The sequence below is a fragment of the Streptomyces hoynatensis genome (assembly GCF_003626535.1).
Taxonomy (GTDB): domain Bacteria; phylum Actinomycetota; class Actinomycetes; order Streptomycetales; family Streptomycetaceae; genus Streptomyces; species Streptomyces hoynatensis.
Window position 1 is genome coordinate 103,253 of the sequence record NZ_RBAL01000005.1, and the last position, 25,778, is coordinate 129,030.

At 75.6% G+C, this 25,778-nt stretch carries 24 protein-coding genes; 10 read left to right on the top strand and 14 right to left on the bottom strand.

Annotated elements, in window-relative coordinates; genetic code table 11:
* Positions 1-11 precede the first annotated feature (11 nt).
* Entirely contained in the window at positions 12-884 is an 873-nt protein-coding gene (locus tag D7294_RS10755; protein WP_120678176.1) for a phosphatidylinositol-specific phospholipase C/glycerophosphodiester phosphodiesterase family protein, read from the top strand.
* 179 nt (positions 885-1,063) lie between these two features.
* Positions 1,064-1,642 (top strand): GNAT family N-acetyltransferase, encoded by a 579-nt coding sequence (locus D7294_RS10760; RefSeq protein ID WP_241562259.1) that lies wholly within the window; start codon positions 1,064-1,066, stop codon positions 1,640-1,642.
* 232 nt (positions 1,643-1,874) lie between these two features.
* Here the strand turns inward: D7294_RS10760 and D7294_RS10765 are convergent, their stop codons facing one another.
* Positions 1,875-2,105 carry a hypothetical protein gene (locus D7294_RS10765; RefSeq protein WP_120678178.1) on the bottom strand — a complete coding sequence of 77 codons (231 nt, stop codon included), beginning with the start codon at positions 2,103-2,105 and terminating at the stop codon, positions 1,875-1,877.
* 133 nt (positions 2,106-2,238) lie between these two features.
* Positions 2,239-3,087, bottom strand: coding sequence for a fumarylacetoacetate hydrolase family protein (locus D7294_RS10770; protein ID WP_120678180.1), 849 nt, complete (start codon positions 3,085-3,087; stop codon positions 2,239-2,241).
* Positions 3,088-3,384: 297 nt separating this feature from the next.
* Here D7294_RS10770 and D7294_RS10775 point away from each other — a divergent pair, with 297 nt between their 5' ends.
* A complete protein-coding gene (locus tag D7294_RS10775; RefSeq protein WP_241562260.1) occupies positions 3,385-4,959 on the top strand; it encodes an FG-GAP and VCBS repeat-containing protein in 1,575 nt (524 codons plus the stop codon).
* 122 nt (positions 4,960-5,081) lie between these two features.
* Here D7294_RS10775 and D7294_RS10780 read toward each other — a convergent pair whose 3' ends face one another.
* From D7294_RS10780 to D7294_RS32615, 4 genes are all read right to left on the bottom strand, one after another.
* Positions 5,082-5,879 (bottom strand): VOC family protein, encoded by a 798-nt coding sequence (locus D7294_RS10780; RefSeq protein WP_120678181.1) that lies wholly within the window; start codon positions 5,877-5,879, stop codon positions 5,082-5,084.
* A 317-nt stretch (positions 5,880-6,196) separates the two neighbouring features.
* The gene (locus tag D7294_RS10785) at positions 6,197-6,412 is read right to left on the bottom strand and encodes a hypothetical protein (RefSeq protein WP_120678182.1); all 216 of its coding nucleotides are present in this window, start codon (positions 6,410-6,412) and stop codon (positions 6,197-6,199) included.
* 81 nt (positions 6,413-6,493) lie between these two features.
* Positions 6,494-7,411 carry an SDR family oxidoreductase gene (locus D7294_RS10790; RefSeq protein ID WP_241562261.1) on the bottom strand — a complete coding sequence of 306 codons (918 nt, stop codon included), beginning with the start codon at positions 7,409-7,411 and terminating at the stop codon, positions 6,494-6,496.
* Between the two features lie 37 nt (positions 7,412-7,448).
* The gene (locus D7294_RS32615; protein ID WP_206619494.1) at positions 7,449-8,441 is read right to left on the bottom strand and encodes a phosphatase PAP2 family protein; all 993 of its coding nucleotides are present in this window, start codon (positions 8,439-8,441) and stop codon (positions 7,449-7,451) included.
* Between the two features lie 199 nt (positions 8,442-8,640).
* Between D7294_RS32615 and D7294_RS10800 the strand changes: the two genes are divergently transcribed.
* Together D7294_RS10800 and D7294_RS10805 are read left to right on the top strand one after the other, a co-directional pair.
* A complete protein-coding gene (locus D7294_RS10800) occupies positions 8,641-9,465 on the top strand; it encodes a LamG domain-containing protein (RefSeq protein ID WP_241562262.1) in 825 nt (274 codons plus the stop codon).
* A gap of 281 nt (positions 9,466-9,746) precedes the next feature.
* Complete coding sequence (locus tag D7294_RS10805; protein ID WP_120678184.1) at positions 9,747-10,751, top strand: zinc-dependent alcohol dehydrogenase family protein; 1,005 nt, start codon at positions 9,747-9,749, stop codon at positions 10,749-10,751.
* Between the two features lie 258 nt (positions 10,752-11,009).
* Here D7294_RS10805 and D7294_RS10810 read toward each other — a convergent pair whose 3' ends face one another.
* Genes D7294_RS10810 through D7294_RS10820 form a run of 3 tightly spaced genes read right to left on the bottom strand, consistent with a single transcriptional unit; the run spans position 11,010 to position 14,283 of the window.
* Positions 11,010-11,798, bottom strand: coding sequence for an ABC transporter permease (locus tag D7294_RS10810; protein WP_120678185.1), 789 nt, complete (start codon positions 11,796-11,798; stop codon positions 11,010-11,012).
* On the bottom strand, positions 11,795-13,345 hold the full coding sequence (locus D7294_RS10815) for a DUF1349 domain-containing protein (protein WP_241562263.1): 1,551 nt from the start codon (positions 13,343-13,345) through the stop codon (positions 11,795-11,797). The genes D7294_RS10810 and D7294_RS10815 overlap by 4 nt, the downstream gene beginning before the upstream one ends.
* Positions 13,342-14,283 carry an ATP-binding cassette domain-containing protein gene (locus D7294_RS10820; RefSeq protein WP_120678187.1) on the bottom strand — a complete coding sequence of 314 codons (942 nt, stop codon included), beginning with the start codon at positions 14,281-14,283 and terminating at the stop codon, positions 13,342-13,344. Before D7294_RS10820 ends, D7294_RS10815 begins: the two co-directional genes overlap by 4 nt.
* Positions 14,284-14,449: 166 nt before the next feature.
* On the opposite strand from D7294_RS10820, the gene D7294_RS10825 reads away from it, so the two are divergent.
* Positions 14,450-15,502, top strand: a complete 1,053-nt coding sequence (locus D7294_RS10825; RefSeq protein ID WP_174248323.1) for a sensor histidine kinase — start codon at positions 14,450-14,452, stop codon at positions 15,500-15,502.
* Entirely contained in the window at positions 15,499-16,179 is a 681-nt protein-coding gene (locus D7294_RS10830; protein ID WP_120678189.1) for a response regulator, read from the top strand. Before D7294_RS10825 ends, D7294_RS10830 begins: the two co-directional genes overlap by 4 nt.
* A gap of 135 nt (positions 16,180-16,314) precedes the next feature.
* Here the strand turns inward: D7294_RS10830 and D7294_RS10835 are convergent, their stop codons facing one another.
* The 3 genes from D7294_RS10835 to D7294_RS10845 form a co-directional block, all read right to left on the bottom strand.
* Positions 16,315-18,810 carry an ABC transporter permease gene (locus D7294_RS10835; protein WP_174248324.1) on the bottom strand — a complete coding sequence of 832 codons (2,496 nt, stop codon included), beginning with the start codon at positions 18,808-18,810 and terminating at the stop codon, positions 16,315-16,317.
* Positions 18,810-19,550 (bottom strand): ABC transporter ATP-binding protein, encoded by a 741-nt coding sequence (locus tag D7294_RS10840; RefSeq protein WP_241562264.1) that lies wholly within the window; start codon positions 19,548-19,550, stop codon positions 18,810-18,812. Before D7294_RS10840 ends, D7294_RS10835 begins: the two co-directional genes overlap by 1 nt.
* A 105-nt stretch (positions 19,551-19,655) precedes the next feature.
* Complete coding sequence (locus tag D7294_RS10845; RefSeq protein WP_120678195.1) at positions 19,656-20,306, bottom strand: ArsR/SmtB family transcription factor; 651 nt, start codon at positions 20,304-20,306, stop codon at positions 19,656-19,658.
* A gap of 288 nt (positions 20,307-20,594) precedes the next feature.
* Here D7294_RS10845 and D7294_RS10850 point away from each other — a divergent pair, with 288 nt between their 5' ends.
* Complete coding sequence (locus D7294_RS10850) at positions 20,595-21,575, top strand: hydroxyacid dehydrogenase (RefSeq protein WP_241562294.1); 981 nt, start codon at positions 20,595-20,597, stop codon at positions 21,573-21,575.
* A gap of 345 nt (positions 21,576-21,920) precedes the next feature.
* The gene (locus D7294_RS10860; protein ID WP_120678198.1) at positions 21,921-22,298 is read left to right on the top strand and encodes a VOC family protein; all 378 of its coding nucleotides are present in this window, start codon (positions 21,921-21,923) and stop codon (positions 22,296-22,298) included.
* 84 nt (positions 22,299-22,382) lie between these two features.
* Here D7294_RS10860 and D7294_RS10865 read toward each other — a convergent pair whose 3' ends face one another.
* Positions 22,383-23,972, bottom strand: a complete 1,590-nt coding sequence (locus tag D7294_RS10865; RefSeq protein WP_120678200.1) for an MFS transporter — start codon at positions 23,970-23,972, stop codon at positions 22,383-22,385.
* Between the two features lie 63 nt (positions 23,973-24,035).
* On the opposite strand from D7294_RS10865, the gene D7294_RS10870 reads away from it, so the two are divergent.
* The gene (locus D7294_RS10870) at positions 24,036-25,049 is read left to right on the top strand and encodes a helix-turn-helix transcriptional regulator (protein ID WP_120678201.1); all 1,014 of its coding nucleotides are present in this window, start codon (positions 24,036-24,038) and stop codon (positions 25,047-25,049) included.
* Between the two features lie 77 nt (positions 25,050-25,126).
* On the opposite strand, the gene D7294_RS10875 is transcribed toward D7294_RS10870, so the two are convergent.
* A complete protein-coding gene (locus D7294_RS10875) occupies positions 25,127-25,618 on the bottom strand; it encodes a YybH family protein (protein WP_120678204.1) in 492 nt (163 codons plus the stop codon).
* Positions 25,619-25,778: the final 160 nt, after the last annotated feature.

A 25,778-nucleotide genomic window follows, 5' to 3' on the forward strand; every position in this document is an offset into this window, starting at 1 on the left:
CGGGAGGAATCGTGGCGCACCTCAGCCGCCGTCACACCATGTCCGCCGTCGGTGTCGCGGCAGCCGCCCTGGTCGGCGGCCTCGCGACCCCGGCCGTCGCCCATCGGCGCGGCCCGCTCAAGCGGGCCCACGCCCACAACGACTACGAGCACGAGCACCCGCTGTTCGACGCCCTCTCGCACGGCTTCGCCAGCGTGGAGGCGGACATCTGGCTGGTGGACGGGCACCTGCTCGTCGCCCACGACGAGGTGGACCTGGACCCGAGCCGCACTCTCGAGTCGCTCTACCTCGACCCGCTGTTCGAGCTGGTGCGCCGCAACCACGGTTCGGTGTTCCGCGGCGGCCGGCTGCCGCTTCAGCTGCTCATCGACATCAAGAGCGCGGGCGACCCGACCTACCGGGAGCTGGCCCGGCACCTGCGCCGCTACCGGCCGATGCTGACCGAGGCCACCCGCGGCCGGGTGAGCACCGGCGCGGTCACCGCGGTGATATCCGGGGACCGGGCGGCGCGGGTGCCGATGGAGGAGGAGATCGCCTCCGGCGCCGTCAGCCTGGCCTTCTACGACGGCCGCCTCGCCGATCTCGGTTCCGGCGCGCCCGCCTCGTTCATTCCCCTGATCAGCGACAACTGGACCTCCTCCTTCACCTGGCGCGGCGAGGGGGAGTTCCCGGCCGAGGAACGGGAGTTGCTGCGCGACCTCGTCGGCCGGGCACATGCGGCCGGGCAGCGGGTCAGGTTCTGGGAGACGGTGGACGTGGCCGGCCCGGCCAGGGACGCCGTGTGGGGCGAGCTCCTCGCCGCCGGGGTCGACCACCTCAACACCGACGACCTCGCCGGCCTGGAGGACTTCCTGCGCGCCCACGACCGGGGCCGCGGGCGCTGACCGCCGTTCCCTCACGTTCCCCGGCCGGGCCGCGACGGCCGGCAGGCATCATGGACGGCGAACGGCAGGCCGGGGACGGGAGGGCGCAGAGCATGGCGGAACAACCGCGGGCGGATCAACCGCAGGCGGAGGAGCCACGGGCGGATCAACCGCGGACGGGGGAGCCGCGGACGGGGGGCGTGGAGCTGAGGACCGAGCGGCTGGTGCTGCGGGGCTGGCGGGACGAGGACCTCGACCCGCTGGCCGCCATGGACGCCGACCCCGAGGTGATGCGTTACATCGCCGACGGTTCCGTGCGCAGCCGGGAGCAGACCGCGGCCACGCTGGAGCGGATGCGGCAGGGCTGGGAGGAGGCGGGCTACGGGCTGTTCGCGCTGCAACTGCGCGAGACGGGCGAGTTCGCGGGCTGGACGGGGCTGGCCGTGCCGCGGTTCCTGCCGGAGGTTCTGCCCGCTGTGGAAATCGGCTGGCGGCTGCCGCGTGCCCTGTGGGGCCGGGGGCTCGCCACCGAGGCCGCGCGGGCCGTCCTGGAGTTCGGCTTCGCACGGGTGGGTCTGGAGGGCGTCGTGAGCATCTGCCGGGTGGAGAACCGGGCCTCCGCCCGCGTGATGGAAAAGCTCGGCATGCGCCTCGACCGCGAGACCGAGTTGCCCGTGCTCGGGCTGCGGGTCCGGGTGTGTGCCCTCTCGCGCGCGGAGTACGAGGCGAACGGCGGGGTCCCGGCCTCCGGTGAGCCCCGCTCCGCGCGGGGCGCGTGAGCCGCGCGCGGTCGGCGCCGGCGCGGTTCGGTCGGCGGGGGCGGGCGTGTTCAAGCCCCCGGCGAGGGGCGGCTCTCGGGCGGAGCGGCCCTCGTCGGCGGGCGGCAGGGAGCGGTCGGGCGGCAGGAGCCGTTCGGGGCAGGAGCCGTTGGGCGGCAGGAGCCGTTGGGCGGCAGGGAGCGGTCGGGCGGTGCGCCGGGCGGGGGCGCCCGGCGGGCCGGGCGGGCGCCGGTCAGGCGCGCAGGGGCAGGTCGTCGATCCAGGTGTAGCGGGTGCCGCCGCCCTGGGTCGACTGAAGTTCGTACAGGCCGTCTCGGCTGTGCCCGCCCTCCTGTCCCAGACCTTCCTGGCGGGCGGCCAGCATCAAGGGCAGTGGTGCCCGGTCGGTGATGACGAGGTCGATCGTGCGGCCGTGGCGGGGGCCGCCCTCGAAGCGGACGTTGATCACGTGGGGCTTCGCCATACCGCAAGTGTGACGGCACGCCGCGCCCGAAACGTCCGGCCCGTCGCGGCGGACCCCCGCTGCTCAGGCAGCTTGCCGGGGCCGCCGCCCAAAACTCACCCGAACGAGCTAAGGCCCCGCGCCCGGAAGCGCCTCAGGGCGCCGGGCGCAGCACCGAGCGCTGGCGGCCGAGCCCGGTGATCTCCAGTTCCACCACGTCGCCGGCGCTCAGATACGGGAAGCGGCCGGAGAGCGCGACGCCCTGCGGGGTACCGGTGTTGACGACGTCCCCCGGCTCAAGCACCAGGTACTGCGACAGGTCGTATATCAACTCGGCCACGCCGAAAATCATGTCGGCGGTCGTCGAGTCCTGCCTGGGCTCGCCGTTCACCCAGGAACGCAGCCGCAGCCCGGTCGGCTCGCCGGCCTCGTCCGGGGTCACCAGCACCGGGCCGAGCGGGTTGAAGGTCTCGCAGCTCTTGCCCTTGGACCACTGCCCGCCGGACTCCTCCAGCTGGAAGGCGCGTTCCGAGACGTCGTTGCTCAGCGCGTAGCCGGCGACGTGCGCGAGGGCGGCGGCCGGCGACTCCAGGTAGCGGGCGCGGCGGCCGATGACGACGGCGAGTTCCACCTCCCAGTCGGTCTTCTGTGAGCCGCGCGGGATCAGCACGTCGTCGTACGGGCCGACGACCGTGTTGGGGGACTTGTAGAAGAGGATGGGCCGCTCCGGCGGTTCCGCGCCTGACTCGCGCGCGTGCGCCGCGTAGTTCTGCCCGATGCACAGCACCGCGGAGGGCCTGGCGACGGGTGGGCCGACGCGCTCGCCGCCGATGTCGGTCTCCGGCAGCGCGGACGCCGGCGGGACGATCCCGGGGTCCTCGGCCAGGGCGGCCAGGAAGCGCCCGTCGATGTCCTCCGTGACGGGACGCAGGTCGTAGTGCCGGTCGGACGAGACGAGGACGGGCCGCTCCCGGCCCGCCTCGCCCACACGCATCAGCCGCATGGCGGGGTGGCTCCCTGTGATCTCGTGGTGGCGTTGAGGTGGGGTGTGGTTTCTGGATCGGGGTCTCGGCGGTCCCGGCGGTCCGCGGGGCCCGCCGTTCGCACAGGTGCACCAGGCACTCTCCCCCACACGGGCGCCCCGCTCAACCTCCGGCCCCTCGATGGCTGCCCCCACCACCGCGGGCGCAGAGGGCGCGCGGAACGGCGCAAAGTGCCTCGTCGGGGGCTGCCGGGCACCGGTGCCGCGCCCTTACGATCGGGCCTGTCCCCCCGAGACCGGCGAAAGAAGGAGTCACGTGTGCTTGTTTTCCCCGGACTTGTGGCGACAGCCGCGGCCCTCTCCACGGCACTCTCCCCCGCGTCCCCCGCGCTGACCGCCTCCTCGGCCCCGGCCGTCGGCGCTCCCTCCAGCGCCTCGTCGGCCTCCGGCACACCGGCCACCGCCCGGCCGGCCGGCGGCTTATCGGCCACCGCCGCGCCGACCAGCGCCGCACCGACCACCGCCGCGCCAACCAGCGCCGCCTCCGCCGCGGGCGCGGCGTACGCCGACTTCAACGGCGACGGCTACCCCGACCTCGCGGTCTCCCATGCCCTCGCCAGCGTGAACGACCGGCCGGGCGCCGGGGCGGTCGTGGTCTTCTACGGCTCGGCCGGCGGGCTGAGCGCGGCCGGGAGCGCGGTCCTCTCCCAGGCGAGCCCGGGCGTGCCGGGTGCGGCCGAGGCCGGGGACCGGTTCGGCGGCGCCACCGCGAGCGCCGACCTGGACGGGGACGGTTACGCGGACCTGCTGGTCGGCTCGCCCGGCGAGGCGGTGGGCGGCGTCGTGCTGACCGGCGGAGTCACCGTCCTCTGGGGCGGCCGGAGCGGGCTCAGCGGCGGCGCGGTACTCGCCGCCTCGGGCCCGGACCTCCCCGAAGGCGCCGAGGAGGGCTGCCGGTTCGGGGCCGCCCTCTTCACGGGCGACGTGAACGGCGACGGCTCCCCCGATCTGACCGCGGGCAGCGACTGCGGAGCCGGCCACTTCACGGGCCCGTTCACCCGGACGGGTGAGCCGGCGGGCGAGAGCCGGGACGCGCTGACGGGGCCGGTACTCGGGGGCGTCGCGGGCAGTCTCGACGGCGACGCCGCCGCGGAACGGGTGCTGCTGCCCGGGCCCGACGCGGGCGACCCGGGCGGCCGGGTCTACGTGGACGACTGGCGGCAGGGCGCGTTCGTGCGCACGGAGCTGACCGGCGCCGACGGGCTGACCGGCGCGATCGCGGACGTCGACGGCGACTCCTACGGCGACCTGGTGCTCGGCGACCCGGTGGACCGGGTGGGGCGCGGCACCGGCGGCGAACTGACCGTCTGGTACGGCGGGCCGCGCGGGATCGACCCGGCGCAGACCCCGACCAGGTTGCGGCAGGACGTGGGCGGGGTGCCGGGCTCGGGCGAGCCGGAGGACGCGTTCGGCGCGGCGCTCGGCGTGGGCGACACCGACGGCGACGGCTATGCCGACGTGGTGGTGGGGATTCCGGGCGAGGACGTGGGCGACACGCAGGATGCGGGCGCCGTGGTGGTGCTGCGCGGTTCCGCCGCCGGCCTGACCGGCGAGGGCGCGCTCGCCCTGCACCAGAATGCGGCCGGGGTGAGCGGCGCGGCCGAGTACCTCGATCTCTTCGGGCGGCAGACGCGCCTGGCCGACTTCGACGGCGACGGCGCGGCCGACCTCGCGGTGGGTGCGCCGGGGGAGAACGAGGAGGGTTGTGCGTGGTTCGCCGAGGGGCGCGCCGGTTCCGGGATCACCACGGCGGGTTCCTTCGGCGTGTGCGCCTCGGCCGTCGGCGGGCTCACGCCGTACGGGGCGGGGTTCGGTGAGGTGATCGCGCCGTAGCGGGCAGTGGGGGCCCTGCGGCGTCGCGAGGTTGACGGCGCGCGAGGCGTGTGCGGCGCGCGAGGCGTTGCGGAGTCGCGGGGTCCCCGTGCGTCGGTGGGGCGGGCGCCCGCGTGCGCCCGCTACCGCAGTTCGGGCTGCTGTCCCGTGGTGGTGGACGTGTCGATGAGCGCGAACCCGGCGCCCATCGGGTCGGCCACGGTGGCCAGCCTGCCGTACGGGCTGTCGATGGGGCCGTCGATCAGCCGCCCGCCGAGCCGCTGCACCTCGGCCACCTTCGCGTCGCAGTCGGAGACGGCGTAGTACACCTGGGCGTGCGGCCGGGCCTCCGCCGGGGCGTCGGCCGGGATCGCGAACCGGCCCGCCACCGGCGTTCCCCCGACGCTCCACACCTTGAAGTCGAGGCCGGAGGGGTCGGCGAGACCCCTCGCGTCGATCGGGAAGACCGCGGGGTAGAAGGCGTCGGCCGCGCCGGGGTCCCTGGTGTGCACCTCCGCCCAGCAGAACGAGCCGGGCTCGCCCTGCCTGCCGAACCCGTGGTGGGCGCCCTCCTGCCAGACGCCGAAGAGCACGCCGCCGGGATCGCGCGCGATGAGGACCCGGCCGAAGTCGCCGACCTCCATGGGCTCCATCAGCAGCTCGCCGCCGTTGTCCCGGATCCTGGCCGCGGTCTCCCTGACGTCGGGGGAGGCGAAGTACAGGGTCCAGGCCGGCGGCACGGTGTCCACCTGCCCCGGCATCTGCGGGGCGAGCGCGGCCACCGGCTCGCCCTCGGAGTACGCCTGGGTGTAGCCGCCGTACTTGTCGGAGGCCGATTCGAACGTCCAGCCGAACAGCTCGCCGTAGAAGCGCTTTCCGGCCTCCAGATCGGGCAGCGTGACGTCGGCCCAGCAGGGCGCCCCCTCGGGAAAGTCGGGCATGGGTTCTCCTCGGGGTCTCCAGGGACTCCTGGCCGTGTGGACGGCGCGCCGCGCTCGCGCCGGCGTACGCCGGGCGGCCGCGCACCGCGGTTCCACGCTAGCCACCCGGGCCTCATCCCGCAGGGCGAGGCGGGGCGGCGAGGCCGCGCGGTGACGAGCCGCGCGGTAACGAGCCGCGCGGTGACGAGCCGCGCGGTGACGAGGCAGGGAGACGAGGCAGGGAGACGAGGCGGGAGGCCGACAGGCGGGCGAGGCCGGGTGGCGCCCAAGGGCGTACGGCCGGCGCCCGCGTGCCCGGCGGCCTCGCGCGCGCCCCCTCAGCGCCGGTGGAAGAAGGTGGTGCCGACGGGGCAGTGCGGGGCGCAGGCCCACAGGATGAAGACGTGCCCCCAGCGGTCCCTGACCAGGCCCAGCCTGAGCCCGGAGGCCCCTAATCGGCGCCCGCACCGCACGCAGGCGATTCCCATCTGCTGGGCCGGCGTGAGCCGGTCGAGGTCGGGTAAGTCCCCCGCGGGTCTCCCGACGGGGATCATCGCGACACCACCCACATGGCGTCCCCTCTCCCCTTGCCGATGCCCCCTTACTGGCCGAAGGCGGCGTGGGAGAGATACCCGCTAACGGGCGCTCGCATCGCGTTGAGACATCACCCAGTCCGCAAACGTTGCCGATCCGCGATAATCCGGTCGTTCGTCGGTCAATGCGCCGGCGCGCAGGGCCCGGCCCGCGCGCCCCGGAACGCGCACCGGAAGCAGGAGCGCGCGCCGTCCGGTCAGGGAGCGCCAGGTTCGCGCGAGCGCCCGCGCGTTCACCACCTCGGGCCCGGCGACGGTGACCCGACCGCGCGCCTCAGGCCCCTCGGCGACCTCCGCGACGACCGCGGCCACCTCGGCCGCGGCGACCGGCTGGAGCAGCGCCCCCGGCACCGGCAGCACCCGCCGGCGCCCGGCGGTGGTGAACATCCTGCCGACCAGTTCGTGGAACTGGGCCGCCCTGACGATGCTCCAGGGCAGCGGCCCCTCGGTGACCAGCCGTTCCTGTTCCTCCTTCACGCGGTTGTAGCCGACCGGCACCCGTTCGCAGCCGAGCAGCGACACGCAGACGTGGTGCCGCACGCCCGCCGGCGCCCCGGCCGCCAGCAGGTGGCGGGTGCCCTCGACGAGGGTCAGCCGGGCACCCTTCGCCGAAGAGGGGTTGTTGGCCGCGTCCACCACCACGTCGCAACCGGCCAGGGCGTCCGCGAGCCCCTCGCCCGTGGCGAGGTCCACCCGGTACTCGGCCGAGCGGCGGCTGAGGACCCGCACCTCGTGGCCGTGCCTGCGCAGTTCCCCCGCCACCTCGCGCCCGAGCGTGCCGGTGCCCCCGGCGACGGCCACGGTGAGGCGTGCGCCCCGGCGCGCACCCGGGCGGTCGGCCGGGGCGTCGGCCGCGCGGTCGGCCGCCTCGCGCGGTCCGGCCACCGGTTCGGCTCGTTTCGGGTCGCTTTCCATCCGCCCGGTTTCGCGATCGGTCGTCTTACGGTCGTCACTCGTCATGCGAACCAGACGGGAGGCGGCCCCCCGGCGTGACAGTTCACTCCGATGCGGTGGCGTCTCGCTCCGATGCGGTGGCGTCCGGCGCCTGTTCCTGGGCTCTCGGGCCGGGCAGTTCCGTCCCGCCCGGCCGCTCCGGCTGCCGCGCGCGCCGGTGTCTCGCGCCCGCCGGAAGTTGCGCGGTCGCCGGAAGTTGCGCGGTCGCCGGAAGTTGCGCGGTCGACTGCGACGCGCCCCCGGCTCCCGGTCCACCCGGTCCCCGGGCCCCGTCGGCCCCCGGCCCACCCGGCCGGCCCGCCGCACCGGTCGGGGCCGTACCGGTCGGGGCCGAACGGGAGCGGCCCGTGCGGAAGGGGGGCGCCGCGCCGAGAAGGCGGCCGGCCGGCGGGAGGAGGGCGAGCAGCAGGGCGGAGGTGAGCGCCGCCCCGAGGACGGCGCCGGCCAGGACGTCGTGCGGGTAGTGCACGCCCACGGCGACCCGCAGGGCCGCGGTGGCGAGCGCCAGCGGCGCGGCCAGGGCGGCGCCGAGCCGCGGCGCGGCCCACAGCAGTCCGGTGGCCATTGCCGCGGCGAGGGCCGCGTGGTTGCTGGGGAAGGAGAGGTCGTCCGCGGGCGGGCAGGCGGCGAGCGATTCGGCGTCCGGCAGCGCGCGGCAGGGCCGGTCCTCGTCCACGACGAGCTTCAGCGCCTCGCTCGCGGCGTACGCCCCCGCGGTGCCGACGGCGGCGAGGGCGGCGAGCGGTCGCGGCTCCCTGCCGCGCAGCGCGGGCAGGGCGGTCCATGCCGCCAGCAGCGCGAGGGCCACCAGGAGACCGTCGGAGGCCAGGTCGAGTGGGCGGCCGAGCCCGTGCGGCAGGCCCCGGAGGGCGTCGGTGACCTGGCGGTAGACGGTCGCCGAGGCGCCGTCGGTGACCTCGATCCGCCCCGGGTCGCCGAGGCCGCCGGGGGCGAGCCAGGCGACGAGTGCGCAGCCCGCCGCGAGCACCGCAGACGCCGCCGCCCAGCGCGCCACGGCGGGGTGTGTGTCGTTCATGGGCCAGGGAGCCTAGGCGTGCGGCGGGCCCGGGGCTTCGGCCGAAAGGGAGAGAGACGCCCTGACGAAAGTGGGAATCGGGACGGCCGGCAGGCAGCGAACCACTGGGGTTGACATGCCCTCAACAGCTGCCAGGATGAGTGAAGCTGGGAGGTGCTGTTCGATTCTGTTCCGTCAGCCGATCTCTGGAGGTCCCCCCATGGACGGACGCACCGATCGCAGAACGTTCCTCACCGGCGCCGCCGCAACCTTCGCCGGAGCCGCGGCGGCAGGCATCGGCCTCGCGGGCGCCGCGCGGGCCGACACGTTCGAAACCGTGCTGGACACCACCTCGTTCGCCGGCTACCAGGCGTTCGAGGCGCACTGGAACTACCTCTACCCGTGGGGCTCCGACCACAACGGGACCGCGCGGATGTACGGGAGCACCTCCGACCACAACCACGTCTACCTGGAGCCGGGCGGGGTGCTCACCCTCAAGGCCGCCCGGATCACCTGGGACGAGGGAACGAGCAGTTCCTCGCCGCACCTGCCGATCCACTACCACTCGGGCGCGGTGCACCTGAAGCACCAGGTGCTGGTGAACAGCCAGTTCCCCAACTACGAGGTGAAGGGCGAGTTCCAGGCGCCGAGCGCGCCGGGGACCTGGCCCGCCTTCTGGCTGACCGGGGTCAACAGCTGGCCGCCGGAGAGCGACATCCTGGAGTTCAAGGGGGACGCGCGCAACTGGTTCAACACCTTCCGCACCTCCTCCGACGTGGACAGCACCATCGTGTCGGTCTCCTCCCCCGGGAGCTGGCACGAGTACCGGGCGTGGATCACCAAGGTCAACGACGCGGACGTGGACATCCACTACTACCTGGACGGCACCTGGAAGGGGGCGCACCGCGGCGCCGGCTTCGTGGGCAAGCCTCTGTGGCTGATCTGCAACCTCCAGATGGAGGGCTCGTCCGGCAGCTCCGGCCCCTCGGGCGAGACGCTCTACCACGCGCGCAACGTCTACGTCGGCCGCTCGCGCGCGAGCTGAGCCGCCCGCCCCGGCGCGCCCCGGGCGCCGGCGCGCGACCGGGCGCACGAGTGGCAGTTGCGCCCCGGTGCGGGCCCGTCCCGCCGCGCGCGCCGCCGCGGCCGGACACTCGCCGGGACGGGGCGGCGTCCGGCCGCGGGAGCCGGGCGCGCAGCCCGCGCCGGATCGCGCCAGTTCGACGACAGCCGTAGTTCGACAATGGCCGTAGTTTGACAAGCGTCAAACTTTGGCGTTCAGTGGGACTCGCGATCCGGCGCACAGCCGAGTGAAAGGTGCGTGGCATGGTCAGGGTGGTGCGGTTCCACGAGCACGGCGGGCCAGAGGTGTTGCGGGTGGAGGAGGCCGAGCCCGGGAAGCCGGGCGCGGGCGAGGTGCGCATCCGGGTGGACGCGCTCGGGCTGAACCGGGCGGAGGCGCTGTTCCGCGCCGGGACCTACGGCCAGCCGGTGCGGACGTTCCCCGCGGGGCTCGGCTACGAGGCCGCGGGCGTCGTCGAGGCCCTCGGCGAGGGGGTCACCGGCCTCGCCGAGGGACAGCGGGTGAGCACGATCCCGGCCTTCCGGATGAACGACTACCACGTGTACGGCGAGGCGGCGATCGTCCCGGCGCACGCGGTCGTCGACCGCCCGGAGAACGTGGACGCGGTGACCGGCTCGGCGGTGTGGATGGCCTACCTCACGGCCTTCGGCGGCCTGGTCCACACCGGCGGGCTGCGGCCGGCCGAGACGGTGGTGCTGACCGCGGCGTCCAGCAGCGTGGGGCTCGCGGCCATCCAGCTCGCCCGCCGCCTCGGGGCCAGGCCCGTCGCCACCACCAGGACCGCGGCCAAGCGCGAGCAGTTGCTCGCGGCGGGCGCGGCCGAGGTGATCGTGACGGACGAGGAGGACGTGGCCACCGGGGTGCTCCGGGTCACCGAGGGCCGCGGCGCCGACCTCGTCTTCGACGCGGTCGCGGGCCCCGGCGTGAGCGAGGTGGCGCGCGCGACGGCGCACGGCGGCAGGATCGTGCTCTACGGCACGCTCGGCGGCCAGACCATCGAGGCCCCCGCGCTCAGCTTCCTGCGTTCGGGGGTCCGCCTCAGCGGCTACAGCATCACCGCGGAGACGACGGCCGACGCGGGCAAGCAGCGGGAGGCCACGGCCTTCGTCACCGCCGGCCTGCGCGACGGGACGTTCCGGCCGGTCGTCGACCGGGTCTTCGAGGGGCTCGACAGCATCCGGGAAGCCCACCGGCACCTGGAGTCGAACGTGCAGATCGGCAAGATCGTCGTCACCGTCCCGCGCTGACGGGCACCGACCGCGCGCGCCGGGCGCGCCGTCGCACACCCCCGCGCGCCGTCACCGGCCGGCACCTGCCGCCGCGCCCGGTCGCCTGCCGTCGCGCACCGCCGCGTGCGTACCGGCCGGGCGCCGGGCGCGAAGCGGCGGAACACCGAACGCCCGGGGAGCGCGAACGTCCTTGCGCGCCCCCGGCGTTCAGGCCTGGCGGCCCCCGGCGTTCAGGCCTGGCGGCTCCCGGCGCTCCGGCGTCGCGCCTTCCGGCGGTCAGGCGTCGCGCCTCGCCAGGAGGAGGGTGCCGAGCAGCAGGGCGGCGGCGCTGTACGCGAGGAGCACGCCGAGCCCAGGCCAGGGGGCGATCGGCAGCCGGTCCAGGCCCCTGGTCGACTGGATCGCCAGCCCGGCCGGCATCGGGGAGAACTCCTCGATGCGTTCCCGCCACCGCTGGTCGCCCATCAGGGAGGCCAGCACCGGCGCCAGGTACAGCAGGGAGAGCACCAGCGTGAGGGCCGCCGCCGTGTCGCGGACGACGGCCCCGACGCCGAGCGCGAGCAGCGCCACCAGCACCAGGTAGAGCACGGTGCCCACGGCCGCCCGCAGCGTGGGCCCGTCGGCGAGCGAGAGCCCGGGATAGCCGTTCGCCGCGGTGAACCCGCCGGCGGGCAGGATGCCCCGGCCCGCGGCGAGCGAGCCGAGCACCGCCACCGTCCCTGCCACGGCGACCGCCGCCGCGAGCACCCCCGCCTTGGCGAGCAGCACCGGCACCCGCCGCGGGAAGGCGGCCAGCGTGAGCCCCATGAGGCCGGTGCCGTACTCGCCGGTGATCACCAGGACCGCGAGCACCGCGACCGCGGCCTGCCCGAGCCTGACCCCGTCGAGGCTGAGCCGCGTGGTGTCCTCGAAGCACTCGGCGGGCGAGGGGCACTGGGAGACGTCCACGGCGGCCATGGCCGCGGCGCCCGCGCCCACCGTCAGCAGGACCACGGCGGGCAGCAGCCAGCCGGTGCTCGGCACGGTCCACAGCTTGGTCCACTCCGCGCGCAGCGCCCGCCTCACGCGTCCCGCCTCCGCATCCGCGCGTACGCCGCCGCGAGCACCACCGCCGTGTAGCCCGCCAGGACCGCCAGGCCCGCCCAGGGGCCGATCGCCGTGTCGTAGCGCCGCACCGTCTGCTGAATCGCGAACCCGGCGGCGGGGGTGAGGCGTTGCAGCCACTCGGCGGCGTTCAGCGGCAGCCCGCCGGCCAGCAGCCTGGGCACCAGCAGCGGCAGCAGCACCAGGGCGATCGCCGCCGCGCTGTGCCGCACCAGCGCCGTCACGCCGAGCGCGAGGACCGCGACCAGCCCGAGCAGCAGCCCGGTGCCGAGCACGGCGCGCAGCACCGGCCCTTCGGTCAGCGAGACGCGCCCGGCCCCGTCGAGCATCGGCCCCGCCAGGAGCACCGCGGCCGCCGCGGCGACCGCCCCGGCGGCCCCGGCCACCGCGCCGAGCACCGTGGCCTTCGCGGCGAGGACCCGGCCGCGTCCCGGGGTGGCGGCGAAGGTGAGGCGGATCATGCCGCGCCGGTACTCGGAGCCGAGGAAGAGCACCGCGAGCGCCACCACCGCGACCAGCCCGGCGAGGGCGCCTTCGAGGAGGTTCCTTGCGCTGTCGTCGGCGAAGCCCGGGTCGAGGCCGATGTCCCCCGCGCCCCGCAGCGTGAACGCGTCCGGGCCCAGCCGCGTGGCGGAGCCGCCCGCCGCGAGCGAACGGGCCCGGTCCTGCCACTCCCCCGCCGCCGCGCCGCTCTCCGGCCGCAGCGTGACCCCGTCGAACGTGGCCTCGGCCTCCGTCGGTTCCTGCGAGATGCTCTCCCCGCCGAACTGCCGGTCCACGTGCACCTCGTCGGGCGAGGCCACGAAGAGCCCGGCCTGTGCCGTGGCGGGCAGCCCGGTGAGGTCGACGCTGCCCACCCTGCTCCAGTTTTCGCCGTCGGCCGACTCGTAGCCGGTGACGGTCCGGCCCTCGCGGGTCAGCCGCAGCCAGCGCGGCACCGCGGCCTCCGCACGCTCGCCCGCCACCTGCGTGAACCCGGTCTGGAGCCTGACGCCGTGCCCGGGGGTGGCGACGAGCGCGGCGTAGGTGCCGCCGGCCTCGTCGCCCGCCCTGATCATCAGGCCCGCCTTGGCCCAGTCCTGGGTGCCGGTCAACTCGGTCACCCTGGCGACCAGTTCGCCGTCGCCCGGCAGCGGCTGGTACAGGAAGTGACCGCCGTCCCGAATGCGGAAGTCCGCGGAGGCCCCGGAGTCCGCGGGGTCCTCGCCCCCTCCGGCGACGGCGCGTTCGCTGCCGTTCGCGGTGATCAGCGCGATCAGCACGGTCAGCACGACCGCGGCGAGGAGGGTGAGCACCCAGCGCGGGACCGACCTGAACTTCGTCCACTCCGCGCGCAGCAGGCCGCCGAACCCGGGCGTCCCGTCCGCGAAGTTGCTCCGGTAGGGCACCACCCCGGCGCCCGTTGCCGCATCCGCGCCCCTGTCCGCGCCTGCGCCCGCGCTGACGACGGGGGCCGCGCCCCCGTCCGCGCCTGCGCCCGCGCCGGCGCCCGGCCGCTCGCCGCTCACGACCCGTCCTCCGCCCGCTGCCCGGCGGCCCGGTAGTCGGCCGCGTCCCTGGTCAGTTCCATGTACGCCTCCTCCAGCGAGGCCCGGTGACCGGCGAGTTCGGTGAAGGGCACGCGGTGCTCGCCGAGCAGCTCCACGATGCGCTCGGCCGGGAGGCCGGAGACGGTGAGCGTGTCCGCGTCGAGGGAGGCCACGCGCGCACCGGCCCGGGCCAGCACGGCCATGGCCCGGCCGCGGTCCCGGGTGCGCAGGCGGGTGTGGCCGCCGGAGGCCGCGTCGAGCAGCTCGCGCACGCCGGTGTCGGTGAGCAGCCGGCCACGGCCGAGCACGAGCAGGTGGTCGGCGCTGTCCTCCAGCTCGCTCATCAGGTGGCTCGACACCAGCACGGCCCTGCCCTCGGCGGCGAGCGAACGCAGCAGCCCGCGAATCCAGCGCACGCCCTCCGGGTCGAGGCCGTTGACCGGCTCGTCGAATATCAGCACCGGAGGATCGCCGAGCAACGCGCCCGCGATGCCGAGCCGTTGCCGCATGCCGAGCGAGAAGCCGCCCACGGCGCGGCGGGCCGCCGAGGCCAGGCCCACCTGGTCGAGCACCTCGGTGACCCGCCGCGCCGGCAGCCCGCCCGCGTGCGCCAGCCACAGCAGGTGGTGCCGCGCGGACCGCGCCGGGTGCGCGGCGGAGGCGTCGAGCATCGCCCCCACCTCGCTGAGCGGCTTGCGCAGGTGCCCGTAGGGGCGCCCGCCGATCAGCGCGGCCCCCTCGTCCGGTCTGTCGAGGCCGAGTATCAGCCGCAGCGTGGTGGACTTGCCCGCGCCGTTCGGGCCCACGAATCCGGTGACCTGGCCGGGCCGCACCGTGAACGTCAGGCCGTCCACGGCCACGGTCGGGCCGTAACGCTTGCGCAGGCCGCGCACGTCGATCGTCGCTTCCAAGCTCATGGCCCGGAGGCTACGGACGCGGCGGGGCCCTTCGCGTCCCACGGGCGTGCCGACTTGGGGGCCACGGGGCAGGGGACGGGCGCCCGGTCTGTCCCTCCTGAGAGCTACTCGTGTGCCCCCGGCCAGGGGGATTCGGCGGGAGGGCGGCGCGGCAAGAATGTGAGCCATGAAGCAGCCGAGTGCCCTTGGAGAGCGCCTGGCCCACGCGGGCCGGGCCGCCGGCCTGGCCCGCGTGGGCCAGGCGGCCGCGGCGGCGCTGTGCCCGGCGGCCGTGGCGGAGGCCGTGCTGCGCGCGGACGGCGCGGTCGGTGTCCTGCCCTTCGCGGTGATGCTGGCCTTGTGCACGACCGTGCCCGTGGCCTTCTTCGCCACGTATCCGCTGCCGGCCGCGCTCGCGGTGACCGCGGCGGAGCTGCTGACCCTCCCGCTGGCCACCGGGCCGAGCCTGGTCGGCGCGGTGCCCGCGCTCGGCCTGTGGCTGCCGCTCGGCCTGCACAGGTGGCGCGCGGCCAAGGCCGCCGCCAGCCGCAGGGCCGAGTCGGCCCGGGCCTTCGAGGGCACCCTGCTGGAGCTCACGGCCCGCGGCGAACGGGCCCGCATAGCCCGGGAGTTGCACGATGTCGTCGCCCACCACATATCGATGATCTCGGTGCAGGCGGAGACGGCCAGGCTGACGACGCCCGGCCTGCCGCCCGAGGGTGCCGCCCGGCTGCTGGCCATAGGCGACACGGCGCGGACCGCGCTGACCGAGATGCGCCGGCTGCTCGGGGTGCTGCGCGAGGACGCCGACGGACCTGAGCCGGGCAGGCGTCCGCAGCCGGGGCGCGGCCGGCTGCTCGACCTGCTGGAGCTCGTCGACGAGAACCGCGCCACCGGCGGTGGCCGGGTGCGCCTCATCGTCCACGGCGCGGAGACACCGCTCGACGACGGCGTCGCGCTGACCGCCTACCGGGTGGTGCAGGAGGCCCTGACCAACGCCCGCAGGCACGCGCCGGGGGCCGCGGTCGACGTCGAGGTGGGTTACGCACCCGGCCAGGTGCGGTTGCGGGTCCGCGACATGGGCCCGGGTCTCCCGCCGGGCCCGGCGGCGGGCGGCGGGCACGGGCTGCTCGGCATGCGGGAGCGGGTGGCGGCCGTCGGCGGCAGCGTGCGGGCGGGGCCGGCGCCCGGCGGGGGGTTCGTGGTGGAGGCGGCGCTGCCGGCGGGGGCGGGGCCGTGAGCGCCCCCGGGCCCGGGCAGCCCGTGCGGGTCGTGATCGCCGACGATCAGGAGGTGGTGAGGGCCGGGTTCGCCGCCCTCCTCGGCACCCAGCCCGACCTGACGGTGGTGGGCACGGCGGCCGACGGGGCCGAGGCGGTCGAGCTGTGCCGGGGGCAGCGGCCCGACGTCGTGCTGATGGATGTCCGGATGCCGCGGCTGGACGGCATCGAGGCGACGCGGCTGCTGACGTCGGGGCCGAGGCCGCCGCGGGTGCTGATGCTGACGACGTTCGACCTGGACGAGCACGTCTACGACGCTCTGGTGGCAGGGGCCAGCGGCTTCCTGGTCAAGGACGTGACGGCCGAGCGGCTCTTCGACGCGGTTCGCGTGGTGGCGGCGGGCGAGGCGTTGCTCGCGCCGAGCGTCACCAGGCGGCTGATCGGGGAGTTCGCCCGCCTGCGGCCCCGGCCGGCCTCTCCCGCGCTGGGGGCGCTGACGGTGCGGGAGCGGGAGGTGCTGCGGCTGGTGGCCGAGGGCCTGTCCAACGGGGAGATAGCCGCGCGGCTGTCGGTCAGTGAGGAGACCGTCAAGACCCATGTCAGCCGGGTGCTGCGCAAGTTGGGCCTGCGGGATCGCGCCCAGGCGGTCGTCGCCGCCTACGAGTCCGGCCTCGTCGTGCCCCGTTCCCCGGGCTGAGCACCGCGGAAGCCGGGCCCGCCGCCCGGTGCAGAGCCCGCCGCCCGGTCCGGGGGTGGCGGACCGGGCGGCGGGCCGGGGCGGGCGCCGGGCGCGGCCCCGGCGGCGCGCGCCGGGGCCGGGCGGGCCGGGGGCTCAGGACACTGTGGCGCGCCTGAGGGCGATGCGGCCGGGGATCACCGTGGCGGCCAGGGCGATCACGAGGGCGGTGCCGGCGATCGCCAGATAGGTGAGGGGAGCGAAGGAGGGGGATGCCTCGCCGGTCATGCCGATGCTGAAGGAGGTGAGAGTCGCCAGCGAGACGACGGTGCCGAGCAGCACCGCGACCAGGCCGACGCCCAGGGCTTCCAGGCGCAGCATCCGCAGCACCTGCCGACGCGTGGTGCCCACCAGGCGCAGCAGGCCGAGTTCGCGCGAGCGGTCGGCCGTCGACATGGCCAGGGTGTTGACGGCGGCGATGGTGGTGAAGGCGAGGATCAGGCCCATGCCGAGGTAGACGACCTGTGCCTGCGACTCCCGCTGCTCCGCGCCGGCCTCGGCCACCCGGGCGGCGCCCCCGGTTTCCAGTCCGGGGAAGTCGGCGAGCGCCTCGGCGATCCGCTCCTCGGGGAGGTCGGTGGCGAGCAGCACGGTGTCGGCGAGCGGGTTGTCCACGTGGGCGGCGAGCAGGTCGTGGTCCAGCGTCAGGTCGCCGAAGCCGAGGCTGCGTTCGTAGACCGCGGCGACCTGGAGCGTCACCGGCGTGCCGTCGCCGAGCACGAGCTTCCACTCGTCCCCCGGGTGCAGCCCGTGGCTGTCGGCCACCACCTCGCTGACCGCCACGCCGTCCGGGCCGAGCCGGTCGAGGGAGCCCTCGGTGACGCCCAGGTCCATGGTGTCGGTCAGGCCGGCGCCCGTGGTCACGCCCTGGACCGCGTACTTGTCGAGGCCGGGGGTGCGGACCGTGCTGTGCACGATCTCGGTCACCGCGGACACGCCTTCCAGCGCGCGCAGGTGGTCGGCGGCGGCGCCGGGCACGCCGGGGCCGTTCGCGGCGGCCACCACGCGGTCGGCCACCACGCCCTGCCTGGCCTGCCGCTCCGCGGCCTCGCCGAGCGTGGTCTGCGTGAACAGGATGGTGCCGGCCATGGCCACCAGCAGGGTGAGGGGGGTGAGGACGGAGGCCAGGCGCCTGGCGTTGGCGGCCGAGTTGTGGGCGGCCAGGTGGCCCGTCACGGCGAAGAGCCGCAGGGGCACCCCGAGGAGGGCGAACGCGCCGCGCGCCAGGGCCGGGCCGAGCAGCGCGACCGCCACGCACAGCAGCAGGACGGTCAGGTAGGTCACCGGCGTGGAGGCCGGCTCGACCCGCAGCAGGGACAGGACCCAGAGCAGCACGGCGCCGCCCGCGAGGACCAGCAGCCCGGCGACGAGCCGGCCGGGGCCGAGGCGGCGTGGTTCCGCGGCGGCCTCGGTCAGGGCCTGCGCCGGGCGGAGCGCGGCGGCGCGGCAGGTGGAGACGCGGGCGGCGAGCCAGGCCGCGAGCAGCGTGGCGAGGACGGCGGCGGCCGCCGGGAAGGGGCTGCGGACCTGGCCGAGCGTCTCGGGGACGGCGCCGAGTTCGACGAAGCGCCGGTAGAGCGGTCCCGAGAGGGCGAAGCCCGCGGCGGCGCCGACCGGGCCGGCGGCCAGGCCGACGAGCAGCGCCTCGCGCCCGATCAGCCGCCGCACCTGGCGCGGGGTGGCCGCGATGGCGCGCAGCAGGGCGATCTCCCGGTGGCGGGCGCGTGCGGTGAGGGCGAAGGTGCCGACCACCACCAGGATCGCGACCAGCAGTCCGGTGCCGCCGAGCGCCGCGCCCATGCTGACGAGTTCGACCCGGGCCTGGGCGGCGTCGAGGAACTCGGCCTCGCCGCGGCCGGAACCGGTGTGGACCTCGGCGGGGGTGCCGTCCAGGGCCTCGGTGAGGCGGTCGGCGAGTTCCTCCGTGGAGACGCCTTCCGCGGGGAAGACCCCGAGCACGGCGTCCTGACCGTTGTGGCCGGCCAGCCGCCTGGCCTCGTGGCCGGTGAAGAAGAGGGCGGACTGCTCGGCGATGTCGCCCTCGGCGATGCCGCTCACCGTGTAGCGGGCGGGGGCGGCGGTGGACTGCACGGTCACCTGGTCGCCCACCTGCGCCCCGGCGTCGCGGGCCAGTTCCCGGTCCAGGACCACCTCGTCGTCGGCCTCGGGGGCCCGTCCCTCCGCGAGGGTGAAGGGGGTCAGGGCCGCGGAGGACCAGGCGTGGCCGAAGGAGCGATCGGGGTCCTCGCCCGCCACGACCGCGGGGAAGGACAGGTCGGCGAGCACCTCGCCGACCCCGGGCACGGCCGCGACCTCCCCGGCGGTGCCGCTGGGCAGCCAGACCCGCTCGTACACCGGCTTGGCCTTGTGCTTGACCTTGCCGTGCTTGTGGGTCTCGTGGTGCACGTTCTGGTCGGCGGCGATCACGACGGGGGTGGCCGCGTAGCGCTCGGTGCGGATCTCCCCGCGCAGGCCGGTCTCCAGGAGCGAGCCGCAGGCCGTCACGAGCGCCGCAGCGCAGGCCAGCGCGAGGAAGGCGCCGGCGAATCCGGCCTTGCGGGCGCGCAGTGTCTCCAGTGCGTACCGGAACATCAGGCCCACGCCCCCAGGTGCGTCATGCGCTCGGCGACGCCTTCTGCGGTGGGCGCGGACATCTCGTCGACGATTCTGCCGTCGGCGAGGAAGAGGACGGTGTCCGCGTAGGAGGCGGCCACCGGGTCGTGCGTCACCATGACCACGGTGCCCTGCCGCTCGTGGACGACGTCCCGCAGCAGGCCGAGGATCTCCCGCGCGGTGACGGTGTCGAGGGCGCCGGTCGGCTCGTCGCCGAAGACGACGTCGGGGTCGGTGATCAGCGCCCTGGCGATGGCCACCCGCTGCTGCTGGCCGCCGGAGAGTTCGGCCGGCCTGGCCTCGGCCTTCCCGGCCAGGCCCACGCGTTCCAGGATCTCCGCCACCCGGGCCCGGTTCGGCCGCTGCCCCGCGAGCCGCAGCGGCAGGCCGACGTTGTGCCGGACGGTGAGCGAGGGCACGAGGTTGAACGCCTGGAAGACGAAGCCGACGCGGCGGCGGCGCAGCCGGGTGAGGCCGTTCTCGTTCAGCTCGCCGAGGTCGGTGCCGCCGATCCGGACGGTGCCCGAGCTGACCCGGTCCAGGCCGGCCGCGCAGTGCAGGAAGGTGCTCTTGCCCGAGCCGGAGGGGCCCATGACGGCGGTGAAGGTGCCGGAGGGTATGGCCGTGCTGACGCCGTCGAGGGCGCGGACGACGTTGGCGGAACGGCCGTAGATCTTGGTGACGGAGTCGAGGCGGACGGCGGGTGTCATGGCTGTCATGAGGGGTCTCTCGGTTTTCTCGCGGCCGCACACGGCTTACGGGTACGGTTTTGCTGTTTTTTTTCGGGATGTTAGAGGTTTCAGAGGGACAAGAGCGCTGATGTTTCAGAAGTGAGATGCGGGGAAGGCGAGGAAGCGGGTGAGGACGGTGCGGGCGTCCGGCGGGGTCAGGTGGTCGGGGCGCTTGTAGCGGTTGAGGAGGGCGATGTACTCCTCGAACAGCTCGCGGAGTTCGTCGAGGGTCAGCCGCACGGTTCCCCTGGAGTACGGGAAGCCGTCCTGCCACGGGTCGGCCTCGCCCTCGGCCGCCGCACGCTGGGCCGCCTCCTGGAGTTCGTCGAAGAGCCTGAGGTCCGAGGCGTAGGCGAGCCGGTTCATCTGCCGGACGACGGCGCTGGTCTCCGCGTCGCGGCGGCTCGGGGGCGGGAACCGCAGGTCCTGCGCGACGGCCCGCCACCAGCGTTCCCGGCCCTGCCCCCGGCCCTCGACGACCTCGACGAAGCCGTGCCTGGCGAGTTCGCGGACGTGATAGCTCGTGGCCCCGGTGTTGAGGCCGAGTTCCCTGGCGAGCATCGCCGAGGTGGCGGGCCCCTTCCTGGCCAGCCACTCCAGGATCTTCAGGCGCCGCGGCTGGGCGAGCGCCTTCAGTCCGTCGAGCGAGGGCGTCTGCCGCGGGGGCGGGGGAGAAGGCGGGGACGGGGTGTCCGGCGCCTGGTGGGGGGCGCCGTCGGCCGGGCCCGGGGGGTTCGCTGCCATGTGCACAGGCTCTTATGCACAGGTACGTGTGCACGATCCGGCGTCCCACCGGATGAGGGCTGGGGATAACCCCACCTGCCGCCCCGCCTGCCCCCCGCCTCCGCCCGGCCGGCAGGCTCCGCACGAGGGCCCGTGGCGGCGCGGTGTCAGGATGTACTCATGTCCTCGCCGAGTACCACCGGGCCCAACGGGCCCACCGCGCACCCCACATCCGCCACTCCCCTCCCCTCCCGCCCCGGCGCGCCCTCGGACGCGCCCGCCCCCGGCAAGCCGGTTGCCGCCCTGGCGATGAGCCGCGGCGGCGCGCGGCAGTTGCTGAACGAAGCGGCGGTGGCGGCCTTTGCCGAAGCGACGGATTTGCGGTACCCGCCGCTGCTTGACGACTTCGGCACCGAAGAGGCCCGCGCGATCCTGGCCGAGGCCGAGGTCCTGATCACCGGCTGGGGGTGCCCGCCGGTGGACGCCCCGGTCCTGGCCGCCGCGCCCCGGCTGCGGGCGATCGTGCACGCGGCCGGCACCGTGCGCCTCCACGTCACCGAGGCCTGCTGGGAGCGGGGCATCCTCGTCTCCTCCGCGGCGGCGGCCAACGCGCTGCCGGTCGCGGAGTACACCCTCGCCATGATCCTGCTCGCCAACAAGCGGGTGCTCGGCATCTCGGCCGACTACGGCCGCGGGCGGGAGCGCCGCAACTGGGCCGCGGAGGGGGAGGTCCTCGGCAATTACGGCCGCACGGTGGGCATTCTCGGCGCCTCGCTGATCGGCCGCCGGGTGCTGGAACTGCTGCGGCCCTTCGACCTGCGTCCGCTGCTGCACGACCCGTTCGTCTCGCCGGAGGAGGCGGCGGCGCTCGGGGCCGAGTCCGTGGGCCTGCGGGAGCTGTTCGAGAGGAGCGACGTGGTCAGCCTGCACGTTCCGCTGCTGCCCTCGACCCGCGGCATGGTGAACCGGGAGCTGCTGTCGGCGATGCGCGCGGGCGCGACGCTGATCAACACCGCGCGCGGCGCGGTGCTCGACCAGGACGCCCTGGCCGAGTTCGCCGCCGCCGGGCGTGTCAGCGCCGTGCTCGACGTGACGGAGCCGGAGGTGCTGCCGCCCGGCCACCCGCTGTGGGACTGCGAGAACGTGCTGATCAGCCCGCACATCGCCGGCTCGGTGGGCAACGAGGTGCAGCGGCTCGCCGAGTACGCCGCCGCCGAGGCGGCCCGTTACGCGGCGGGCGAGCCGTTCGCTTATCCCGTGCTGCCCTCCCGCCGGGACCTCACCGCCTGAGCGGACCCGCCCACGGGCTCCCCCCGGCCCCGCCGTTCGGGCGGGGGCCGGGGCGAGCCGGCGACAGGGCCGACGGGGCCGACGGCACGGGCTGGGCCGACAGGGCCGACGGCACGGGCTGGGCCGACGGGGCCGACGGCACGGGCTGGGCCGACGGGGCCGACGGCACGGGCTGGGCCGACGGGGCCGACGGGACAGGCAGGGCCGACGGGGCCGACAGGCTGGGGAAATCCCTCGCCGCGGCGCACCTCGCCCGGTACGGTCGCCGGGTGTTCCCGCTGCCGGGAGCCCCGGCGAGCCGGGAGCGGCCGCCCGGCAGCTCCGACCGAGAGGAGGGGTGCGCCCATGGCCTGCCGTATCAGTGCACTCGTGCTCGGTTGCCGCGACCCGGAGGCGCTGGCGCGGTTCTGGTGCGAGGTCCTGGACTTCGTGGTGCTCGACCGCGAGGAGGGCACCGTCGAGATCGGGGCGCGCGAGGGCTTCGGGGGCCCCCAGCCGACCATCGTCTTCAGCCGCCGCGACGAGCCGAAGAACGGGACGCTCCGGCTGCACTTCGACGTCAACGCCACCGACCGCGATCAGGACGCCGAGCTGGAACGCCTCTTGGCGCTGGGGGCGCGCCCGGCCGACATCGGGCAGAGCGGCGAGGAGCCCTGGCACGTCCTCGTCGATCCCGAGGGCAACGAGTTCTGCCTGCTCAGGCGCCGCCTCGACCCGCTCTGACCACCCTGGCCCACGCCCCCTGCGATGCACGCCCCCGGCGCACGCCCCCGGCGCAGGTGGCCGGCGCACGTGACCGGCGTGCGCTCAGCGGGCTGCCGTCCGCGCGGGGGCGGTCGCCCCGGCGGCCGTCGCCTCGACGGTGGCAGCGCCGAGGGCGGTCGCGCCGGCCGGGGCCCCGGGCTCGCCCGCCGCCGTGGCCTGTTCGGGCTTCCGGGCCGCGGCGTCCTGTTCTGGGGCCTGGGCCGCGGCGTCCTGCCGGGCCCGGCGCGGCAGGAGGAAGCCGAGCAGGAAGGCCACGGCCAGCAGCCCGAGCGCGAGCAGCGTCACGTGCCGCCCCGCGGTCACGAACCCGGCGCCGGGGCCCGGCTTGCCTGCCGCGGAGAAGAACACGGTCCCCAGCACCGCCACGCCCAGGCTCGAACCCAGCTGCTGCACCGACTCCAGCAGGCCGGCGGCCGAGCCCACCTCGTGGTCGCGGATCTCGCCCATGACGATGTCGAAGAGGGGCACGAAGATCTGTCCCATGCCGAACCCGTAGACCAGCAGCGGCAGCGCCAGGTCCGCGCCGTCGAGGCCCATGCCGGAGCGGTCGAAGACCAGGTAGACGCCGCCGAGTCCGACCGCCATCAGCGTCAGGCCCAGGTGGAGGATGCGCCGCCCGAGGCGGCCGCGCATCGCCGCGCCGAAGCCGGAGCCGAAGAACGCGCCCACCGCCCAGGTCGCCATCGCCACGCTGGCCTTCGCCGGGCCGAAGCCGAGGCCGAGTTGGAGGAACAGCCCGAGGGCGAGCGAGAAGCCGACCACCGAGCCGAAGAAGACCAGGGTGAAGGCGACGCCCGAGGTGTAGGAGCGCCTGGTCAGGACGCTCAGCTCGACCAGCGGCGCCCGTCCGGCCCGCCGCCGGCCCGCCTGCCGCGCGGCGAAGGCGGCGAGCCCCGCGACCGAGCCGGCCGCCGGGGCCAGCAGCCAGGCGGGCCAGCCCAGTTCGCGGCCCTGCACCAGCGGGAAGACCAGCAGGAACATCGCCGCCCCGGCCAGCAACGCCCCCGGCACGTCAAGGCGCAGTTCGCGCGCCCCGCGTGAACGCGGCAGCGCACGCGCCCCCGCGCTCAGGGCGAAGGCGCCGAGCGGCAGGTTGATGAGGAAGACCATCCGCCAGCCGGTGCCGAAGAGGTCGGCGTCCACGAGCACGCCGGCGACGACCGGCCCGAGGATCGTGGAGAGGCCGATCACCGGCCCCAGCGCGCCGAAGGCCTTGCCGATCTCCTGCGGCGGGAACAGGTCGCGGATCAGCCCGAAGGACTGCGGGATCATGATCGCCGCACAGAGTCCCTGCGCGACCCTCGCCCCGATCAGCGCCTCGGGCGACCAGGCGAGCGCGCAGGCCACGGAGGCGGCCAGGAAGCCGGCCACGCCGAGCAGCGCCATGCGGCGGCGGCCGAACATGTCGCCGAGCCTGCCCCCGGTCAGCAGGCCGACCGCGAGGGCCAGCGTGTACGAGGCGGCGATCCACTGCAGTCCGGCCTCGGAACCGCCGAGGTCCTCCCGGATCGAGGGGGCGGCCACGTTGACGACCGTGGCGTCGAGCAGGTTCATGATCATCGCGGCCAGCACGGCGAAGAGGCCGAGCCAGCGGTGGTCCCGGCGCCCGGGCGCCTCGGTGAGTTTCTCCATGGCCACAGGCTTTCAGCCGTACCGGAACGAATCGTTCCTAAAGCCCGCGGCAGAATCGACGGCATGCTGGAGACATCGGCCCGCCTGCTGCGCCTGCTCTCCCTCCTGCAGACCCCCAGGGAGTGGAGCGGCACCGAACTCGCGCGGCGCCTCGGCGTGACCACCAGGACCGTGCGCAACGACGTGGAGCGGCTGCGCCGCCTCGGCTATCCGGTGGACGCGGCCAGGGGCCCCCTCGGCGGCTACCGGCTGGGCGCCGGGAGCAGCCTGCCGCCGCTGCTGCTCGACGACGAGGAGGCGGTGGCCGTGGCGGTGGGCCTGCGCACCGCCACCGGCGGCTCGGTGGCGGGCATCGAGGAGTCCTCGCTGCGCGCCCTGGCCAAGCTGGAGCAGGTGCTCCCGCCGCGGCTGCGGCGGCGGGTCGGGGCGCTGGGTGCGTACACGGTGGCCGCGCCGCCGGACCGGGGCCCCGCGGTCTCTCCCGAGGTGCTGACCACCCTGGTCACGGCCTGCCGGGACCGGGAGCGGCTGCGGTTCGACTACCGCGCCCACGACCGCACCGCCAGCCGCCGGGACGTCGAGCCCTACCGCCTGGTCAACCGGGGCCGCCGCTGGTACCTGATCGCCTGGGACACCGCCCGGGAGGACTGGCGGACGTTCCGGGTGGACCGGATCGAGCCGAAGGTGCCCACCGGGCCGAGGTTCGCCCCCAGGCCGCTGCCCGACGAGGACCTCGCCGCCTACGTCACCCGCGGCGTCGGCTCCGCCGTGGTGCGCTACCGGGCGCGTGTCCTCATGTACGCGCCCGCGCAGGAGATCGCCGAGCGCCTGCCCGCGGGCGTGGGGCAGGTGGAGGCGCTGGGGGAGGGCTCCTGCGCCGTGACCTTCGGCGCGTCGAGCGCGGCGTCGCTGGCGGTGTGGCTCGGCGCGCTCGGCGTCGACTTCGACGCCTCCCAGGCCCCGGAACTCGCCGCCGAGTTGCGGCTGCTGGCCGAGCGCTACGCCCGGGCGTCCGGCAGCGCCCAGGGCCGCCCCGCAGGAGGGGAGTCCCTGCCGCCCGGGGGAGCGGGCGGATAGGCGTGCCGGGGCCCGGCCGCCCGCCGGGGCGCGCCGCCCGCCGCGACGGCCGGGCCGGGAACGGGCGGCGCGGGCCGTCAGCTGCCGCGGATGGCCCGCTGGTAGGCACGCAGCGCGTCGGGGTCGTCGATGCTGCCGTGGTGGTGGTACTGGCGCCAGCGGCCCTCCTCGTAGCGGAAGTACCGGCTGGTGCGGATGTCCAGCGGGGTTGTCGTGCCGTCGGCGGTGGTGTAGCTGCCGGTCTCCCGGCCGGCGAAGACGGCGTGCCGCTCGCCCAGGTAGGCAACCGCGTCGCCGAAGGTGACCCGGACGGTGACGGGGCCGTGGAAGATCCGGGCGTAGAGATCGGCGATGGCGTCCCCGCCCCGGAGGATGCCGCCGACCGGATTGTTCAGCTGGGCGAGGGGGTGCGCGGACCAGTCGGCGCCGAGGGCGTCGAGATCGCCGTTGTTCAGGCTGTAGTAGAAGGTTTCGAGCGCCGCCTCGGCCCCCCTGTGGGAGGGGTCTCCCGTCTCGGCAAGCCGGTTGCGCGAGGCAGGCCCGAAGGACATGTCCGTCTTTTCGATCATGCCGCGGTCAACTCGCCCGCGCTCCCTGTCATTCCGCCGCCGGGGCGGCCGGGCGCCCGGTCCTGGGCGGGTGACGGGGGCCCTGTGCTGCCCGGCGTGCCGCCCGGCCGGAACTTCCCGGCGTTCGCGCGCTTTGTACGGTGGGCGGGGAATCGGCCGG